The organism is Streptomyces lancefieldiae, from assembly GCF_031845825.1.
Classification (GTDB): domain Bacteria; phylum Actinomycetota; class Actinomycetes; order Streptomycetales; family Streptomycetaceae; genus Streptomyces; species Streptomyces lancefieldiae.
Map to the genome: position 1 here is coordinate 275868 of NZ_JAVRFH010000003.1, position 18469 is coordinate 294336.

The 18469-nt window shown below is 73.3% G+C and carries 11 protein-coding genes; 4 read left to right on the plus strand and 7 right to left on the minus strand.

Annotated features, from left to right (window positions below; translation table 11 throughout):
• Positions 1-157 precede the first annotated feature (157 nt).
• Together RM812_RS04965 and RM812_RS04970 are read left to right on the plus strand one after the other, a co-directional pair.
• The gene (locus RM812_RS04965; RefSeq protein ID WP_311571148.1) at positions 158-4243 is read left to right on the plus strand and encodes a hypothetical protein; all 4086 of its coding nucleotides are present in this window, start codon (positions 158-160) and stop codon (positions 4241-4243) included.
• Positions 4244-4368: 125 nt separating this feature from the next.
• Positions 4369-5325 (plus strand): bifunctional riboflavin kinase/FAD synthetase, encoded by a 957-nt coding sequence (locus tag RM812_RS04970; RefSeq protein WP_311571149.1) that lies wholly within the window; start codon positions 4369-4371, stop codon positions 5323-5325.
• A gap of 220 nt (positions 5326-5545) precedes the next feature.
• Here RM812_RS04970 and RM812_RS04975 read toward each other — a convergent pair whose 3' ends face one another.
• The 6 genes from RM812_RS04975 to RM812_RS05000 all read right to left on the minus strand — a co-directional run bounded on the left by RM812_RS04975 (position 5546) and on the right by RM812_RS05000 (position 15191).
• Positions 5546-6586 (minus strand): ABC transporter ATP-binding protein, encoded by a 1041-nt coding sequence (locus RM812_RS04975; protein WP_311571150.1) that lies wholly within the window; start codon positions 6584-6586, stop codon positions 5546-5548.
• 13 nt (positions 6587-6599) lie between these two features.
• Entirely contained in the window at positions 6600-7778 is a 1179-nt protein-coding gene (locus RM812_RS04980; protein WP_311571151.1) for an ABC transporter ATP-binding protein, read from the minus strand.
• Positions 7775-8707, minus strand: coding sequence for an ABC transporter permease (locus RM812_RS04985; RefSeq protein ID WP_311571152.1), 933 nt, complete (start codon positions 8705-8707; stop codon positions 7775-7777). Before RM812_RS04985 ends, RM812_RS04980 begins: the two co-directional genes overlap by 4 nt.
• On the minus strand, positions 8704-9744 hold the full coding sequence (locus RM812_RS04990) for an ABC transporter permease (protein WP_394816423.1): 1041 nt from the start codon (positions 9742-9744) through the stop codon (positions 8704-8706). Before RM812_RS04990 ends, RM812_RS04985 begins: the two co-directional genes overlap by 4 nt.
• Complete coding sequence (locus RM812_RS04995; protein ID WP_311571153.1) at positions 9737-11593, minus strand: ABC transporter substrate-binding protein; 1857 nt, start codon at positions 11591-11593, stop codon at positions 9737-9739. The genes RM812_RS04990 and RM812_RS04995 overlap by 8 nt, the downstream gene beginning before the upstream one ends.
• Before the next feature lie 304 nt (positions 11594-11897).
• A complete protein-coding gene (locus RM812_RS05000) occupies positions 11898-15191 on the minus strand; it encodes an SCO5717 family growth-regulating ATPase (protein WP_311571154.1) in 3294 nt (1097 codons plus the stop codon).
• A gap of 512 nt (positions 15192-15703) precedes the next feature.
• Here RM812_RS05000 and RM812_RS05005 point away from each other — a divergent pair.
• Positions 15704-17266 carry an outer membrane protein assembly factor BamB family protein gene (locus RM812_RS05005; protein WP_311571155.1) on the plus strand — a complete coding sequence of 521 codons (1563 nt, stop codon included), beginning with the start codon at positions 15704-15706 and terminating at the stop codon, positions 17264-17266.
• A 91-nt stretch (positions 17267-17357) separates the two neighbouring features.
• On the opposite strand, the gene RM812_RS05010 is transcribed toward RM812_RS05005, so the two are convergent.
• A complete protein-coding gene (locus RM812_RS05010) occupies positions 17358-17654 on the minus strand; it encodes a DUF397 domain-containing protein (protein ID WP_311571156.1) in 297 nt (98 codons plus the stop codon).
• A 496-nt stretch (positions 17655-18150) separates the two neighbouring features.
• Between RM812_RS05010 and rpsO the strand changes: the two genes are divergently transcribed.
• On the plus strand, positions 18151-18438 hold the full coding sequence (gene rpsO / locus RM812_RS05015) for a 30S ribosomal protein S15 (protein WP_006130415.1): 288 nt from the start codon (positions 18151-18153) through the stop codon (positions 18436-18438).
• The last annotated feature ends 31 nt before the right edge of the window (positions 18439-18469 follow it).

Genomic DNA, 18469 nt, shown 5'->3' on the forward strand with positions numbered 1-18469 from the left:
TGTATCCAACTCCGCCCTTCTGTTCACCCGTCCGGCCGGGCGCTCGGAGTGAAACGGGGGAGCGGAGGGGGGCGCGTTTACCGCGGGAACTGTCCCGCTGATCATCAGCGCCTACCGTCGAACGCACGGCACGGGTGTACGGCGGGGAGGCTCGACGATGGCGTCGCGGAACCGGTCCCGGGAAGCGGCGGGCGGCAGGGCGGGACGGCGGTCCGGGGACGACTTCCGGGACCCGCGCGTAGGAACGCCGGAGAGACCGGACGATCCGACGGGGTACGTGCCCGACGAGGCCCTCGTCCGCCTCCACGACCTGGCCGGCCGCCCCCGTGGCACGGGATTCGCCGCAGACCACCACGGCACGGTGATCACCAGTCACGAGGCGGTCGACGGCCTGCCCCGGCTGGTACTGCGCGCCGCCGGGGACCGCCGCCGTGTCGTGGCCGCCGCCGACGTGACCCCGCTGCCCGCCCTGGGCCTGGCCCTCGTACGCGCCGAGGGCCTCCACCTCGAACCGCTGCCCGTCACCGCGCGGAGCCGCGTCGAGGCCGGTACGTACGTCCGGATCGCCGCCGGTGGCTGGCGCGAGGCCCGTGTCCTCGGCGCCACCGACGTCACCTACACGGCCACCGACCGCTTCCACCACCTCGGTGGCGCCATGGAACTGGCGGTGGGCATGTCGGGGCGGGACGCGCTGCGGCTGGGCGGCGGCGCGGCGGGCGGCCCCGTGCTCGACATCGCGACCGGCGCCGTGCTCGGTGTGCTGGGCACCGCCCTGAGCTCCGGACACAGCGACGTGGGCTTCGCCGTGCCGCTGCCCGCGGCCCCCGGCCCCCTCGCCGACCTGCTCGCCGAGAACGCGGCGACGGTCCCGGCCTACGGCGCCGACCTCAACCTGGCCGGAGTGCTCGCCCTCACGGCGACCTCGGTGGGGCAGGACGGTCCGCCCGAGGCGCCGACGGGAGCCGTCGGTGCGGTGGAGCCGGTCGAACGAATCGACACGGCACGCGAGTTCGCCGCCTTCACCGGGAGCCGGGCATCCGTCCTCGGGCTCGTCGGTGCGCCCGGCAGCGGTCGTACGACCGAGTTGTCGGCACTGGCCACCCGCCGCTCCCGCGGCGCGGCGCCGGCGCCCACACTGTGGCTGCGCGGCGCCGATCTGCGCGACGACGACACGTCCCTGGCGGACGCGGCACGCAGGACGCTCGGCCGTGCCGCCCGCATCGTGGCCGCCTCCGACCGCTCCCGTCCCGCAGGCCTCGGCGACATCACCCCGGAGCGCCTCGCCCGCCTCGCCCGTACCGCGGGGCGGCCCCTCCTGGTCCTCCTCGACGGCCCCGAGGAGATGCCGCCCGTCCTGGCCCACCGCCTCCCCGAGTGGACCGAGGGGACGGCGGCCTGGCTGCGGGAGACGGGGGCAGGCCTCGTGGTGGCGTGCCGGGCGGAGTACTGGGAGCGGGCGGGGGCGGAGTTCCCGCGCGAGCTGCTGTACGGGGCGGTGGCGGGGGGACCGCCCTCCACGTCGGCCGCGGGCGACTCGCCGCCCGGGCGGGCCGCCGGGAAGCCGCCCTCCGGATCGGCCGCGGGGGAGTGGACACCGGAGCGGGCCGTGGGCGTGCCGTCGCCCCGGGGAACCGGCGGGGAGCTGTCGGGCGGGTCGACCGACGGCGCCTCGCGGTCCGTGCGGGACACCGGGCAGCCGTCGCCCGGGACGGCCGGTGGGGTGTCGTTGTCGGGAGCGGCTGCTGGAGCGCCGTTGTCCGGGACCGCTGGTGGTGAGGTGCCGTTCGGGCAGGCGGCCGGAGGACCAGGGACCGGGGCGGCGGCCGGTGCGCGGGGATGGGGGAAGACCCTCGGCACGATGCCGTCCGCAGAGACCGGTGGCGAGGCGGCGTTCGGGTCGGGGGACGCGGGATCGGAGTCCGGGGTGGCTGCCGGTGGGCCCGGGGCCGGCCAGGCTGTCAGGGCGCCGTCGGCCGGGGCGGCCGGTGGGATGTCGTTGTCCGGGAGCACCGACGGGACGCCGTCCGGGAGGGCCGTCGGGACGCCGTCGGTCGGGGTGGGCGGCGGCGGGGCGCGGTCCGGAGCGGTCGCCGCGGTGCTCCCGCCCTGCGTCCGCCTCGGCGACCTGCGGGACGACGAGGCCCGGGAGGCGCGCGCACGCTACCGCGTACCCGAGGGTGCTCTGGCGGACCCGGACGACCGGCACCCGCTCACCCTCCGTCTGTTCTCGGAGGTCCTCGCGGCCCTCCCCGGCCCGCCTCCCCCCGTCCGCGTCGACCGGGACGCGGTCTTCACCGCCCACCTGGACCTGATGTGCCTGCGCATCGCGACCCGTCTGGCCGAGGAGAACGGGCTGTGCGGCACCGCCGTACGCCGACTCGCGGCCAAGGTGTCCGGGCAGGTGCACGAAGCGGCCCGGCGCAGTCTCGGCCCGGGCCAGGGCGAGCTGGACCGGGAGTCGTTCGAGGCGGTGTTCCCGTGGGGGCCGGCCCCCGCCCGGCTCGGCGGCGGCACCGGGTGGGCGACCGCCGTGCTCGCCGAGGGCCTCCTCGTACCCGCCGGGAGCGGCTACCGCTTCGCGCACGAGGAGCTCGCCGACTGGATCCAGGGCACCCACCTCGACCTGGGCGAGGCCCTGCGCGCCCTCGTCCACCGCCGCGGCACCCCGCACGACCCCCGTACCCTCCCCGTGCCGCACCACCGCATCGGCCCCGTCGTCGAGGCCGTGTTGCTCCTCGCCCGCCAGCACGGCATCCCGCAACTCGCCCTGACGCTGGAAGAGTTGGTGAACGCCCTCGACGCCGATCCGCACTCCTGGTGGGCGGCGCGCCTCCTCGCCGTGGTGCTGACCCGCGTACCCGAGGCGGCGCCGTACACGGAGGTGCTGCGGCTGCTCGCCGACGGCATCGCCGAACGGAGAGCGGAAGGACGTGCGGCGCCCGCGGAGTTCGGGCCCGCCTTCTGGACGGCCCTGCGGCTGCCGGAGGCCACACGCCTCGACCTGCTGCGCCGCCTCGTCCTCGCCGACGGCCCCCCGCACGAGCCCGGCCCCCGCCACCTCGACACCGTCGCCGCGCTGCTCACCGCCGATCCCGCGACCGTGCAACCCCTCCTCGTCCGCTGGTTCGACGACGAACGGCCGTTGCCCGCCACCCCGAACGCCACCGTGGCGACGGCCGCGCAGGCGCTGCTGCACACCCATCGCCACCGCGGTCTGGACGGCCTCACCGAGGTGCTCGTCGACAGCGCGCACCGACGTGCGGACGAACTGCTCGCCGTCCTGGCCGAGGAGGAGCCGTCCGCCCTGTGTCGCGCCGTCGAGCGGTGGGCGCGCGACGAGAGGCCCCAGCGGCAGACGGCGGCCGTGACCCACGGCCTGCGCGTCGCCCCGCACGCCCGCACCGCCGCCGACCGCACCCTGCTCCGCCACGCCGCCCTGGTCCTCCTCGCCGGCCCCGCCGACAGCCCCCTGCGCGGCGGCGCGCTCGCCCTGCTCGTGCGGGATCCGGGCAGCCGCGACCGGCACCTCCCGCAGGCGCTGGACCACTTCGCGGCGGGCGACCCGTACCTCCCGCCGAGCGCGATGGCCGCCGCCCTGCCGACCCACCCGGAACCCGTCCTCGACGCCTTCCGGGCCCGGCTGCGCGGCCCGGACGCCGGGGAGACGCTGCGCAGGCTCGTCGACGCCACCACACCCGCGCTCGCCCACCGGGTCGCCGTACTCGTCGGGCAGACCGTGGCCGAGCGCCCGGAGACCGCCGGGCACGTGGCCGCGTACGTCGACCGGCGCCTCGACCGGGGCCCCGCGGCCCGCGCCGTGCTCCACCCCCTGGTCACCGGACTGCTGGACGACGGTCCCGAGCCGGTGCGGGCAGCCCTCGCCGGAGTCCTCGCCGCCGCCGACTCCCCCGGGCGCGGCCCGCTCCGCCGCGAGCTGCGCGAACACCTCCTGGCCCACGAGCGGGAACCCTCGGTCCTGGACGCGCTGCTGCACGCGGCCGCCCGGCGCGGCGGCGACGACCTGCGCGCCCTCGTGCACCGCACCGGCCTCCTCCTCGTCCGCACCCCGGACGGCGCCACCCGCTTCGACCGCGGCCTGGTCGACCTGGCCCGCCACCTCCCCGGCTTCGCCACCCGCGTGACCGGCTGGCTGGCCGACGCGCCCCAGGACTGGGCCGCGCTGGTGGGCCCCAGCGCACGGCGGACGATCGAGAACCTGGCGGGTGCACGCGTCCTCGCGTGAGGCCGAGCCGGCCCGCGCCACGTGCACCCGGTCACAGCGCCGATGCCGATGGGGGCGGGAGTCGCAGGGCATGGCACCCTTAGACCTGCGTAAGAGGCAACGGAAACCACCAAGGAGCAGACACAGTGCAGCGCTGGCGTGGCTTGGAGGACATCCCCGAGGACTGGGGACGCAGCGTCGTCACCATCGGGTCCTACGACGGCGTCCACCGCGGGCACCAGTTGATCATCGAGCACGCCGTGGACCGCGCCCGCGAGCTGGGCGTCCGCACCGTCGTCGTCACCTTCGACCCGCACCCCAGCGAGGTCGTCCGTCCCGGCAGCCACCCGCCGCTGCTCGCCCCGCACCACCGCCGCGCCGAACTCATGGCGGACCTGGGTGTGGACGCCGTGCTGATCCTCCCCTTCACGACGGAGTTCTCGAAGCTGTCCGCGGCCGACTTCGTCGTCAAGGTCCTGGTCGACAGGCTGCACGCCAAGGCCGTCGTCGAGGGCCCCAACTTCCGCTTCGGCCACAAGGCGGCCGGGAACGTGGAGTTCCTGGCCGAACAGGGCAAGGTCTACGACTTCGAGGTCGAGGTCGTCGACCTGTACGTGACCGGTGACGCGGGCGGCGGCGAACCGTTCTCCTCGACCCTGACCCGCCGCCTCGTCGCCGAGGGCGACGTCCAGGGCGCCGCGGAGATCCTGGGACGCCCGCACCGCGTCGAGGGCGTCGTCGTCCGGGGCGCCCAGCGCGGCCGTGAGCTGGGCTTCCCCACGGCCAACGTCGAGACCCTCCCGCACACCGCCGTCCCGGCCGACGGCGTCTACGCCGGCCGGCTGCACGCCCAGGGCGAGGTGATGCCGGCGGCGATCTCCGTCGGCACCAACCCGCAGTTCGAGGGCACCGAGCGCACGGTGGAGGCGTACGCCATCGACCGGGTGGGCCTCGACCTGTACGGCCTGCACGTCGCCGTGGACTTCCTGGCCTTCGTACGGGGCCAGGCGAAGTTCGACACGCTGGACGCGCTGCTGGAGCAGATGGCCGCGGACGTCGACAGGTGCCGGGAGATCATCACGGCGGACGTCCACCGGGCCTGACGGTCACGGTGACAGCCCGGCCCGCACCGGCCGGGCGGGCCCGCTCGGCACGTCCTCCCTCGTCGGCACGTCTGTCCTTGCCGGTACGCCGGTCCTCGCCGGCACATCCGTCATCGCCGGGACGGCCGCTGCCGGCCCGCGTGCCCACGCCCCACGACGGCCGCACCGCGTAGCCGCCGGGCGCGGCGGGCGGCCTCGTGTTCGCCCGTGCCCGCGGGTGTCAGCCCGGCCGCACGGCTGCTCCGTCCCCGCCCCCGCCCCCGGCCGTGGGCTGCTCCGCCCGGGCCCGGGCCCAGTGGCAGGCGACCTGGGACTCGTCGCCACCGTGCAGGACCTCCAGGTCCCGGCTCCGGCACGCGTCGGCGACGCCGACGCGTTCGGCCTCGCCCCCGGCCAGGACCTGGCAGCGGACGTGGAAGCGGCAGCCGGTGGGGATGTGCGACGGGTCGGGGGGTTCGCCGGTGAGCACGACCGGGGCGCCGGGCGCCTCCGGCAGCACGGACAGCAGGGCCTGGGTGTACGGATGCCGGGGGGCCGTCAGCACCTGTTCCACCGCGCCGGTCTCGACGATCCGGCCGAGGTACATCACCGCGACCCGGTCGGCGATGTTCCAGGCCAGACCCAGGTCATGGGTGACCACCAGCGCGGACAGGCCGAGCTCGGTGCGCAGCCGCAGCAGCAGCGCGAGGATCTCGCCGCGCACCGAGGCGTCGAGGGAGGCCACCGGTTCGTCGGCGACGAGGAACTCCGGTTCGAGGACCAGCGCGCCCGCGATGACGACCCGCTGGCGCTGGCCGCCCGAGAGCTCGTGCGGGTAACGCAGGAAGAAGCGCTCGGGCGGCCGCAACCCGGCCCGGGACAGGGCCTCGGCGACCGCCGCCCGTTCGTCTCCCGCGTGGCCGTGGATGCGCAGGCCCTCGGCGACGATGTCGTACACCGTGTGCCGCGGGTTCAGCGAGCCGCTCGGGTCCTGGAGGACCAGTTGGGCCCGCCTGCGGTACGCCTTCAGGGCGCGGCCGGAGCGCTCCAGTGGCGCGCCGTCGAAGGTGATGCGGCCCGCCGTCGGCGGGACGAGGCCGAGCAGGCAACGGGCGAGTGTCGTCTTCCCGGAGCCCGACTCGCCGACCAGCGCGACGATCTCGCCCCGCCGGATGCCGAGATCGACCCCGTCCACGGCCCGGGCGGCCGGCGCGCCGCGCCTGCCCGGGAAGGCGACGTGCAACCCCTGGACGCTCAGGAGCTCGGAGGTGGCGCTCGTCATGGGGTACCGCTCCTCATTCCCTCGCTCCGCGCCGACGAGGTCCGCCGGCCGTACCGCCGGTCGCCCCGCGGTCGGCGGGTGGTGTTCCCGTGCCGTCGTCGGAGGTCTCCGTACCGGTGGGATGCCCGGTGCCGTCCGGCGTTTCCGTGCCGTCGGGCGTCTCTCCACCGCTGGGCGTCTCCGTGTCGCCGGGGGCGTCCGTGCCGGCCGGCATCCGTGTGCCCCCGGGCGCCCCCGCACCGTCGGGCCCCACGTGCACGCACGCCGCCCGCCGGTCCGGGCCCGCCGCCCGCAGTGCCTGGTCCCCAGTGGCGCAGACGTCCAACGCGACCGGGCACCTCGGACGGAACGCGCACCCCGCCGGCACCGCCGCCGGGTCGGGTGGGTCGCCGGGCAGTCCCCGCGGCGCGAACCGCGAGCCCGGGTCCCCGATCCTCGGGAACGCCCCCGACAGCGCGCGGCCGTAGGGGTGCAGGGCATCCTCGTAGACCTGGCGTGCCGGGCCCTCCTCGACCACCCGGCCCGCGTACATCACCGCGAGCCGGTCGCAGGTGTCGGCCAGCACGGCGAGATCGTGACTGATCATGATCAGGCCCACGTGCTGCTCGCCCACCAGGCCCTCGATCAGCCGCAGGATCTGCGCCTGGATCATCACGTCGAGGGCCGTGGTGGGTTCGTCGGCGACGATCAGGCGCGGGTCGCACGCCAGTGCCATCGCGATCATCACGCGCTGCCGCTGGCCGCCGGACAGTTCGTGCGGGTAGGCACTCGCCCGGGCCGCCGGCAGACCCACCTGCTCCAGCAGCTCACCGGTCCTCTTCCGCGCGCCGGCCGGCGTGGCCCTGCGGTGCAACAGGATGGGCTCGGCGATCTGGTCACCGATGCGGTGCACGGCGTTCAGGGAGTGCATCGCCCCCTGGAAGACGATCGACGCCCCCGCCCAGCGCACCGCCCGCACCCGGCCCCACTTCATCGTCAGCACGTCCTCGCCGTCCAGCAGGACCTCCCCGGCGATCCGGGCCCCGGCCGGCAGCAGCCGCAGCAGCGCCAGCGCCAGGGTGGACTTGCCGCAGCCGGACTCGCCCGCGATGCCGAGCTTCTCGCCCGCGACGAGGGTCAGGTCGACCCCGCGCACGGCGGCCGCTCCACCGGGATACGTCACCTCCAGGTCGCGGACCTCCAGCAGACTCAACGCGACACCCCCAGCCTGGGATTGAGCACGGCCTCCACCGCACGCCCGCACAGGGTGAACGCCAGCGCCACGACCGCGATCCCGACGCCCGGCGGCACCAGGTACCACCAGTCGCCGGAACTCACGGACCCCGCCTCCCGCGCGTCCTGCAGCAGCCCGCCCCAGGACACGACCGTCGGGTCCCCGAGCCCGAGGAAGGCCAGGGTCGCCTCGGCCAGGATCGCGGACGAGATGATCAGGGTCGTCTGGGCGAGGACCAACGGCATGACGTTGGGCAGCACGTGCCGGGACATGATGTGCCAGTGCCCGCCACCGAGCGCCTTCGCGCGTTCGATGTACGGCCGGGACTCCACCGCCAGCGTCTGTGCCCGCACCAACCGGGCCGTGGTGGGCCAGGTGGTCACGCCGATCGCCAGCACGATCGTGCCGAGCGAACGGGACAGGACCGTCGCCAGCACGATGGCGAGCACCAGCGTCGGCATCACCAGGAACCAGTCCGTGATCCGCATCGTCACCGTGGCGTACCAGCCGCGGAAGTGCCCGGCCGTGATCCCGATCAGCGCGCCGATCGTCACCGACAGCGCCGCCGCCAGCAACCCGACGAGCAGCGAGACGCGCGAACCCCAGACCAACAGGCCCAGCAGGTTCCGTCCGAACTGGTCGGTGCCCAGCGGGAAGCGTCCGCTCGGGCTCTCCAGCGGTTGCCCCGGCGCGCCGGTCACACTGTCCACGTCCGACCCGACGGTCAGCGGCGCGGTCAGCGCGACGAGCACGAACAGCCCCAGTGCGGCCAGCCCGAACAGGCCCGCGCGGTGCCGGCGGTACTGCTTCCAGAAGCGAGCGACGGAGGCCCGGCGGCGCCGCCGGGCGAGAGCGCGCGGACCGGGCGCGCCGGGCTTCACGGGGGTCTCGGTGGTCTCGGCGGTCATCGGCCCACCCTCGGATCGAACAGCGGATACAACAGGTCGGCCAGTGTGTTCATGAGGATCACCGCAGCGGCGAACACGAAGAACAGCCCCTGCACCAACGGAAGGTCGGGCACGCTGAGTGCCTGGTAGAACAGCCCGCCGAGCCCCGGCCAGGAGAAGACCGTCTCGACGAGGATGACACCCGCCACGGTCCGCCCCAGGTTCACGAAGACCAGCGTCACGGTCGGCAGCAGCGCGTTGGGCACGGCGTGCCGGCGTCGTACGAGGTCGTCCCTGAGACCCTTGGCCCGCGCGGTCGTCAGATAGTCGCCGCCCATCTCGTCCATCAGCGCCGACCGAGTGACCAGCAGCGTCTGCCCGTACTCCACCGCGACCAACGTCACCACCGGCAGGACGAGATGGTGCGCGACGTCGACGACGTGGGCGAAGCCCTCCTTGCCGCCCGTCTCCATGCCCCCGGTCGGGAACAGGCCCGGGATCGGGTCCACCCCGACCGACAGGACGATGATGAGCAGCAGACCCAGCCAGAAGGACGGGATGGAGTACAGCGTCAGCGCCAGACCGGTGTTCAGCCGGTCGCCGAGTCCGCCGTGCCGCCACGCCGAGCGGGTGCCGAGGAAGGCACCCAGCGCGGTGTAGAGGACGAAGGCCGTGCCGGTGAGCAGCAGCGTGTTCGGCAACGCCTCGGTGATCTTGTCGACGACGGGCGCGTGGAACTGGTACGACGTGCCCAGGTCCCCGGTCAGCGCCTTGAGGCAGTACTCCGTGAACTGCTGCCACAGCGGCAGGTCGAGCCCGAACTCCGCCCGGTACGCGTCGAGTTGCTGGGCCGACACCGGGCGGCCACCGGTCATGAACTTCACCGGATCGCCGGGGACCAACCGGAAGAGGAAGAAGCTGGTGACGAGGACGGCGAACAGGGAGACGACCGCCCCCGCCAGCTTGCCCGCCACGTACCGCGGATAGGCGCCGCCGGTGCGCCCGCGCGATGCCGTGGACGGCCGCTTCCCGATCGCGGATTCGGTCGCGCTACTCACGGTCGTCCGCGGTCGCCCTGCGGCGGACGGCGAAGAGCACCCCGAGGCCGACGAGGACGACGGCGCCCGCGGAGATCCCGATGACGGCGCCGGTCGACGACGAACTCCCGGACGACTCACCGGAGTCCGCAGGAACGGCAGACCACCAGCTCCAGTAGCCGTCCTGCCCGTAGATGTTGCCCGCGGCGGACGGCATGGTCGTGATCGACTCGATCTGGTCCGTGCGATAGGCCTCGACCGCGTTGGGGTAGGCCATGACGTTCATGTACCCCAGGTCGTAGAGCCGGGACTGCATCTGCTTGACGATGTCCGCCCGTTTCCCGGGGTCGTACTCCACGAGCTGCCGGGCGTACAGCTCGTCGTACGCCTTGTCGCAGATGAAGTTGTCGGTGGCCCCGGTGTCCTTCGGCGTCGCCGGGAGCGCCGCGCAGGTGTGGATGGAGAGCACGAAGTCCGGGTCGGGGTTGACGGACCAGCCGTCGAAGGCGAGGTCGTACGTGCCGGCCAGCCAAGGATCGGACACGTTGTCCAGGCAGTCGAGGGTGAGCGAGATGCCGAGCTCGCCCCACCACTCCTGCAGGTACTTGCCGACCGCCTTGTCGTTCGGGTCGGTGGCGTGGCACAGGATGCGATAGTTCAGGGGCTTTCCGTCCTTGCCCAGGCGCTCGCCCTCGGCGTTCGTCCGGTAGCCGGCCTCGTCGAGCAGCCGTGCCGCCTGCGCCGGGTCGTACGCCAGCTCCTGGTCCGCCGACGGCTCGAAGAAGTACTGCGAGAAGCGCGGTGGGATGTAACCCGCACCCTCGACCGCGTGGCCCTGGAACACCTTGTCGACGATCGCCTTGCGGTCCACCGCCATGAACAGCGCGTTCCGCACCCGTTGGTCCAGCAGGGAGGGATCGCCGTCACCGAACTCGGTGCCGTCCTTCGCCCGTGCGCCAGGGTTGGTGGCGAGGGCGTGGAAGCGGCGGCCCGGGGCGTCGTTGACGTGGATGTTCTCCTCGTTCTTGAGCGAGGCGGCCTGGGCGGGCGTCAGGGACGGCGACCCGGCCACGAACGACACCTCGCCCTTGCGCAGGGCCGCGACGGCGGCGTCCTGGTCCTTGTAGTAGCGGAAGACCAGCTCGTCGAACTTGGGCGCGCCCCGCCAGAAGTCCTTGTTGGCCTTCATCCGCACATAGCTGTCCGGCTTGTGGTCCGTGAGGATGAACGGCCCGTTCCCGACGACCGGGAAGTCCTTGTCGTTGTTGAACTTCGAGAAGTCCCCGACCTTCTCCCACACGTGTCTGGGGACGATCGGCACGTCGAGCGCGGTCATCGTGGCCTGCGGCTTCTTCAGTCGGATCACCAGCTCGGTCGGGCCGGTCGCGGTGACCTTCGCGAAGTTGGTGACGAAGCTGCCGTTGGCGGTGGCGGCCCCGTCGTCGGTCATCATCTTGTTGAACGTCCAGGCCGCGTCCTCGGCGGTGGCCTGCCGCCCGTCCGACCACTTGGAGTCGGAGCGGATCGTGTACGTCCAGGTCAACTTGTCCGGCGACGATGTCCACTTGGTGGCCAGACCGGGGACGGCGTGGTTGTCCGCGGGGTCGTAGTTGGTCAGGTACTCGTACGTCAGCCGGTGGATGCTCGTGCTGAGCAGCCGTACCGCCAGGAACGGACTGAGCGAGTCGACGCTCTGCGCCACGGCGACGGTGAGCACCTTGTCGCCCCCGTCGCCCTCCTTGGCCGAGGCCGACGGGGTGGATATCCCCGACGCGAGGAGGAGAGCCGTGGCGCCCGCGGCGGCGAGCAGCCGCGTTCTCCTTGGGCGGGGGCCGGTACGTCCACTGCCGTGCTGATCACGTGTGCTCATGACTACCTGACCTCACGTCTTCGCACGCGCGGACGCCGGGCGCCCTTGCGTGAGGCGGGCTTGAACAGGGGTGCACGCAGGATGAAGTGTGTGTCTACCAGCGGCAGTCTGCGCGCGTCAACGGTGCCTCAAACCCCATGTGGCCTGCGGAAACGACGAGTTGCTGGCAGGTTCGCTCTCATTGGCGCAGACCACTGGCGCCTCCCTGGTGAGAGCGTGACGCCCGAGTCCCACCGGTTCTGCCTGCGAACGCGCGAAGGCTCGCACCGTCCTCGACGGTGCGAGCCTTCGCGCGTTCGTGGACCTACTGCTGCGGCGGGGGAGGTGCCTGCCCCGGCTGCGGATATCCGTAACCGGGCTGGGAGTAGGGCTGCCCGGGCTGCGGGTACGGCTGTCCGGGCTGCTGCGGGTACGGCTGTCCCGGCTGGGGCTGGGGCTGGGGCTGTCCGGGCCGGCCCTGCTGTCCGGGCTGGGCGAACCGGCCCGGCTGTCCGGGCGTACCGGGCTGGCCCGGGCCCGGGTGGTTCTGGCCCGGCATCGGCGGGGCGGCGACCGGCGGCGGGTTGCCGTCGGACGTCCACAGGCCGTGCGCCTGCTGGTGGCGGACGAAGTCCTCGGCGACCATCGCCGCGAGGTTGAAGTACGCCTCCCGTACCTTCGGCCGCATCATGTCGAGGTCGACCTCGGCACCGGCGGCCAGATGCTCGTCGAACGGGACCACGATGACGCCCCGGCACCGGCTCTGGAAGTGCCCGACGATGTCCTCGACCTTGATCATCTTGCCGGTCTCGCGGACCCCCGAGATGACGGTGAGGGAGCGGGACACCAGGTCGGCGTACCCGTGCGCGGACAGCCAGTCCAGCGTCGTACTGGCGCTGCTCGCACCGTCCACGGACGGTGTCGAGATGATGATGAGCTGGTCGGCGAGGTCGAGCACACCGCGCATGGCGCTGTAGAGCAGACCGGTGCCCGAGTCGGTGAGGATGATCGGGTACTGCTTGCCGAGCACGTCGATCGCGCGCCGGTAGTCCTCGTCGTTGAAGGTCGTGGACACGGCCGGGTCGACGTCGTTGGCGATGATCTCCAGCCCGGACGAGGCCTGGGAGGTGAACCGCCGGATGTCCATGTACGAGTTGAGGTACGGGATCGCCTGCACGAGGTCACGGATGGTGGCCCCGGTCTCCCGGCGCACCCGGCGGCCGAGCGTGCCGGCGTCCGGGTTGGCGTCGATCGCGAGGATCTTGTCCTGACGCTCGGTGGCGAGCGTGGAGCCGAGGGCGGTCGTGGTGGTCGTCTTGCCGACACCGCCCTTGAGGCTGATGACCGCGATGCGGTAGCAGGACAGCACGGGCGTGCGGATCAGCTCCAGCTTCCGCAGCCGCTCGGCCTCCTCCTTCTTGCCGCCCAGCTTGAACCGCGAACCGCCGGCCGCCGGGCGGCTGCTCTTCGCCTTCTGCTTCTTGTTGTTGAGCAGCCGGTCGGACGACAGCTCCACAGCGGCCGTGTAACCGAGCGGCGCCGCCCCCGGGTTGGTGGGCTGTCGCTGGTCGTGCTGCATGGGCTGCGGCCAGGCGGCGCCAAGTCGGGGGTCGACCGGCTGCTGTTGGGGCTGTTGGGGCTGTTGGGGCTGGTAAGGCTGCTGGGGCTGCTGAAACGCCGGCGGCTGTGGCTGCTGGAGCTGATCCGGCTGGCCGGGCTGACCGGGCTGCATCGCCTGGTGCGGTGCCTGCGGTGCCTGCGGTGCAGGTGCCTGCGGCGGCTGACCAGGCTGGGCCATGGGCTGGGCCGACGGGGCCGGGGCCTGGGGCGCGAAGTCCTGCTGTGCTGCCTGTGGCGCGGCGGGCGGAGCCTGCGTCTCGCCCTGGAGCGGCTGGCCCTGCCGCGGTACGCCGGGGTGCGGCTGTCCCTGAGGCTGCGGGTACGGCTGCCCGGGCGCCTGCGGGAAGCCGTACCCGCCGGACTGCGCCGGGGAGTGGGGCTGGGGTACCGGCACACCGGGCTGCGGGAAGCCGTAACCGGCGGCGGCCGCGGCGTCGGTCGCAGGGGCGAAGGTGCCGTCCGGCTGTTGGGCCGGAGGCTGCGTCGCCGCCGGAGGCATGGCACCCGGCTGGGGGAAGCCGTAACCGGGCTGCGCGGGCGCCTGGTTCGGCGGCAGCGGCGCGGCGGCCGGCTCGTTCCACGCGGCGGGCGCCGGCTGCGGCGCCTGTGGCTGGAAGGGAGGCTGCTGAACCGGTACGGCCGACTGCTCCGGAGCGAGGGGGGCCGGCTGCGACTGGGCGGGCCACTGATGCGCGGGGGCGACCGGAGGGTACGGCGGAGGCAACGGCGGTACTCCGTCCGGCGCCGCCGGAGGTGCGTCGGCCGGGGCGGCGTCCACGGGCTCGGCAACGGGCGTCACCGCATCCACCGAGGGCACCGCGTCCTCGGGCTCGTCCACCGCCGGGACGCTGCCCTCGGCCTCGGCCTCGAGGTCCTGGGCCGGAGCGGCAAGGCCGGACTCGTCCACGCGGTCGTCCGAGTCGTCGGCCGCGTCGGAGTCGGCGCCGTCGTCCGCGGAACCGGAGCCGGACCCGTCCGTCGCGTCGGCCGTACCGCCTTCGCCCGTGTCGTCCCCGTCCGCGTCGCTCACGGCGTCGTGTTCACGGGCGTCGGCGAGGCGGAAACCGTCGTCGTGCGCGCCCTCCGCGGCGTCGTCGTCCGCCCCGGCGAAGACATCGGCCGACTTGTCCTCGACGGCTCCGGCTCCGTCGGACTCGTCGGAGGCGACCGTCACATCGTCCTCTGCCGTGACTTCGGGCTCGTCGACCGAGGCCTCCGGCTGCTCCTGCGGTCCGGACTCCTCCGCCGCGGCGCGCTTCGCGAACTCCCGCTTCAGGGCGACCGCGGAGAAGCGCATGGTGGCACCACTCTCGAGATCGCCGTTGTCGGGCTCCGGCTCCCTGGCCGCCGGGGGAGCGGGGGCCTGGAGCTGGAACCCGCCGGCCGGGAACGTCGGTAGGGCCGTGGGAGAGGCCGGACCCGCGGCAGGCGCCGGGGACGCCACTGCCTCCGGCTCGGGCTCGGGCTCCGTCTTCCCCTGCGGCTGCTGGGGTTCGAACCCGCTGCCCACCGGCAGCCTGGGCACCCCGGCCGGCCCCCCGTTCGGGGGTGGCGGAGTGAACGCGGTACCCGGAACGGGCGGCGGCGGAGTGAACGCGGTACCGGGAACGGGCGGCGGCGGAGTGAAGGGCGCCCCCGGGGCCGGAGTCGGAACGGAGGCAGGACCGTTGGACGGGACCGCGTGCGGCGGCGGAGTCAGCCCCGGCAGCGGCGGAACCGGCCCACGAGGAGCGGGAGGGGCGGAGGGAGCGGAAGAAGCGGACGAGACGGAAGAGGAATCAGCACCGCCATCCCCCGAGCCCGAGCCCGAGCCCGCTCCCGGCCCCTGGCTCTGCCCCTGCCCGGCCCCCGCGTCACTCGCCGCGTTCTGCGTGTACCAGGCAGGCGGCGCGTAGTCGATGGTGAACTCGCCCGTCGTCTCGACGGCGGACTCCGCGTCGGGTTGGTCATCGCCGGGTGTAGCCCAGCCCCCGCGGATCCCGTCCCGATCGCTGCTCACAGTTCCTCCTGGTGTGGTCGAGCACCCTCATGCCGTGCTGGGCGACCCTTGCTTGTCATTCACGATTGTCCGAGGCCGTTCGAGGTCGTCCGATCCACCGGCTCTCCCCCTGGGACGCCGACGCCCGGTCCACGGGTTCTGGCGACGCGCCCGACACCAGCCTAATCACCACAAGCCCCGCCCCGTCAGCCCCCGCCCTCGCCCGAGGTCTCGCCCACTGCGCCACAGTCGGCTCAGAAGTGCGGCACGCCTTGCCCGTTGGCGAGATTTTCATGCGACATCCACGAGCAAGTCGGACGCAACGTGGTCGCTGCCGCCCCTTATGCCCCCTCACCTGCCCACCCCCGGACGGAGGATGACGGCGTCCGCCACCACCCCCTCCCGCCGGGTGATCGCGAGCCCGGCATAGTAAGGACGATGTCCGTCGTCCCTTCGCGGGAACTCCCGGCAACCCGCCGGGACTTCCCAGGCACAGAAAGAGGCACCGAGTGAGTTTCGGACCGCCCCCGTCCATGCCCCCAGGCCACGCGCCCGCCGTGGAGCCCCCCGAGGGCCCGTACGGCCACCGCGGTCCCGCCGGCAGCGGCGACCCGCGGAGGAAGCGCGCCCGGAAGCTGCTCCTGGGGCTGCTGGCGGTGGTCGTCGTCGGGGCGTTGGGCACGGGCGGTTGGCTGCTGTGGGGGCCCGGCGGCGGGGACTCGAAGACGTCGGACAAGTCGCCGACCGCGGTCGCGCAGGGCCCGCTCGACGTGCGCGAGACGGTCGAGAAGCGGCCCGCGAGCACCACCGGTGAGATGGCCTTCCGGTTCTCCGTGGACGACATGAAGCCCGGGGAGCACTTCGAGATGCCCGGGATGTGGGCGACGGACCGCATCCTCGCCAAGGGCATCAACAAGACGCTCGTCGGCCTGCGCATCGGCAGCGACGCCGAGCCGGGCGACGAAACGTGGCGGCTCGCGCTCGACGGACCGATCTGCGGCTACACGCGCCATGTCACCGGCGACAACCGCACCGCCGTCCTCTTCCGGGCGAACGACTGGGCGGAGGAGGCCTACTGCAACCAGGTCGCCTTCGTCGACCTCGACGACGGCCGCCTGATCTGGGAGGACCGCTTCCCCGTCTCCCAGCCCGGCCCCGAGCCGGGCGCCGGCACGGGCGCCGGCCAGGACCGGCCCAGCGTGACCCTCGCGCACGGCACGGTCGCCGTCACCTGGGGCGGCGGCACCGTCGGGTACGACATGGAGAAGGGCACCACCCGCTGGACCACGTCGACCGCCGCCCCCTGTCAGGACATGGGCGCTGCCGGCGGCCGCGGACTGATCGTCCGGGAGCAGTGCTGGAGCGGTGACGAGAGTCTCCCCGCGGGCTCCTGGGAGAACGTCACGTACAAGGTGCGCAAGCTGGACCCGGCCACGGGCAGGGCCCTGTGGACCTACTCCGCCGCCAAGGGCATCCGCGACCTCAACGTGCCCTCCGCCGACCCGGCCGTCGTCGCCGTCTCCGCCGGCGACACGGAGATCACCGATCTGCTCTCCCTCGACGACCGGGGCCGCAGCCGCGCCACGATCAGTCTCCGCAACGGCGCCTACGTCGCCGACTGCGCCTACACCGACTACCTCGTGGTCGACGACTGCCCGACCATCGCCGTCGGAAAGGACCAGGTCTTCATCCGCAGCAAGGACCAGCCGGAGAAGCAGACGTCCAACTGGGTCATCGGCTTCGACCTGGCGACGGGGAACACCACCAAGAAGTTCGACTCCGGCCCGGGCTCACTGCTCTACCCGGTGCGCATGAGCGGCGACCGGCTGCTCGCCCTGCGCCTGAGCAACGACCACATCGCGCCCAACGCCCTCGTCGCCCTGGACCCGCAGACGGACGAGGAGGTGCCGTACCTCTACTTCGGCCTGCCGAGCGAGGCGCAGACGATGACGCTGACGGACGAGAACGACATCGTCGTCCAGAACGGGCGCGTCTTCTTCGGCGTCAAGGCCGCGAACGGCCCCCCCGACGCCAAGACCAAGCAGTGGACCTACCTCGTGCTGGGCATCGGAAGCGGCGCGCCGCACACGTCCTGACGGATCCGGACGGAGAGGCGGGGCCTCGGCACCGGGTGGTTCGGCCCGCGCCGCCGCCGGAATCCGCGATCACGCGACGCAGGCACCGGCGTCACTCGGCGGCGACGCCTCCGTCGCTGGGCGCCGGCTCCAGGTCGAACTCCCCGTCCCGCGCGCCCAGCACGAAGGCCCGCCACTCCGCCTCGGTGTACCGCAGCACGGTCTCCGGGTCCAGCGACGACCGCATCGCCACGGCACCGTCGGGAAGGTAAGCGATCTCCACCCGCTCCTCGTGCTCCTCCGTTCCCGGCGCGCAGTGCCACTCCACGCCCGAGATGTCGAGCGCGTAGAGCTCGTCCCGCTCGCGTTCCTTGCGTGCTTTGACTTCCTCGTCCGGCACCTGGGCCATGGCGGAGGGGTCCTTTCAGGCGGCTTACCAACGATCCCGGGCAACATTACTGGCCCTGACCCGCCCTTGGCGGCGGAAGCCGACGACCGCCGTCCGCACCGGCTGCATCAGTCCCGAGGCCGGGACGCTCATGCGCAAGGTCGCGCCCGCCGCCGGGACTTGGCGGGTCGATGTCCGGTGCTCCGTCCTTCCCGCCGCCCCCGTTCGCGGAAGCGGGCCCACCGTGATCGCGGCGGGATCCGCGCTGATCACTGCCATCGGGCTCACCGTTCCCGGCAAAGGCGTGTCACCGCGAGGCCAGGCGCGGGCCCCGCCCTCCGGGCCGGGCCGTCCGCCCAGGCTGGTACGCTGTGTGACGGACGTTTGTGTACGCGCCCCCGGAGCTCAGAGCCCTGGAGGTCGCGCCCAGCGGATCCCGCCTTCCGAGTCACGGAAGATCCCCCGAGACGTAGACCGGGGGCACTCGGTGGCCACTCACAGACTAAGAGGAGTACGCGTGTCGCTCGACGCCGCAGTGAAGAAGCAGATCATCTCCGAGTTCGGTACCAAGGAGGGCGACACCGGCTCCCCCGAGGTCCAGGTCGCTCTGCTGTCCCGTCGGATCTCCGACCTGACCGAGCACCTCAAGACCCACAAGCACGACCACCACTCCCGTCGTGGTCTGCTGATCCTGGTCGGTCAGCGCCGCCGGCTGCTGCAGTACCTCGCCAAGAAGGACATCCAGCGCTTCCGTGCGCTGGTCGAGCGCCTCGGCATCCGCCGCGGTGCGGCGGGCGCCAAGTAAGACGCCGTGAAGGGAGCGGTTCCCATCGTTC

Bases quoted from the DNA above. Each gene is read 5' to 3' on its own strand.
- RM812_RS04985 (WP_311571152.1), bottom strand. From the start codon at position 8,707: ATGACCGCCGAGACCACCGAGACCCCCGTGAAGCCCGGCGCGCCCGGT.
- RM812_RS04995 (WP_311571153.1), bottom strand. From the start codon at position 11,593: ATGAGCACACGTGATCAGCACGGCAGTGGACGTACCGGCCCCCGCCCA.
- RM812_RS05010 (WP_311571156.1), bottom strand. From the start codon at position 17,654: ATGGCCCAGGTGCCGGACGAGGAAGTCAAAGCACGCAAGGAACGCGAG.
- RM812_RS04975 (WP_311571150.1), bottom strand. From the start codon at position 6,586: ATGACGAGCGCCACCTCCGAGCTCCTGAGCGTCCAGGGGTTGCACGTC.
- RM812_RS04965 (WP_311571148.1), top strand. From the start codon at position 158: ATGGCGTCGCGGAACCGGTCCCGGGAAGCGGCGGGCGGCAGGGCGGGA.
- RM812_RS05005 (WP_311571155.1), top strand. From the start codon at position 15,704: ATGCCCCCAGGCCACGCGCCCGCCGTGGAGCCCCCCGAGGGCCCGTAC.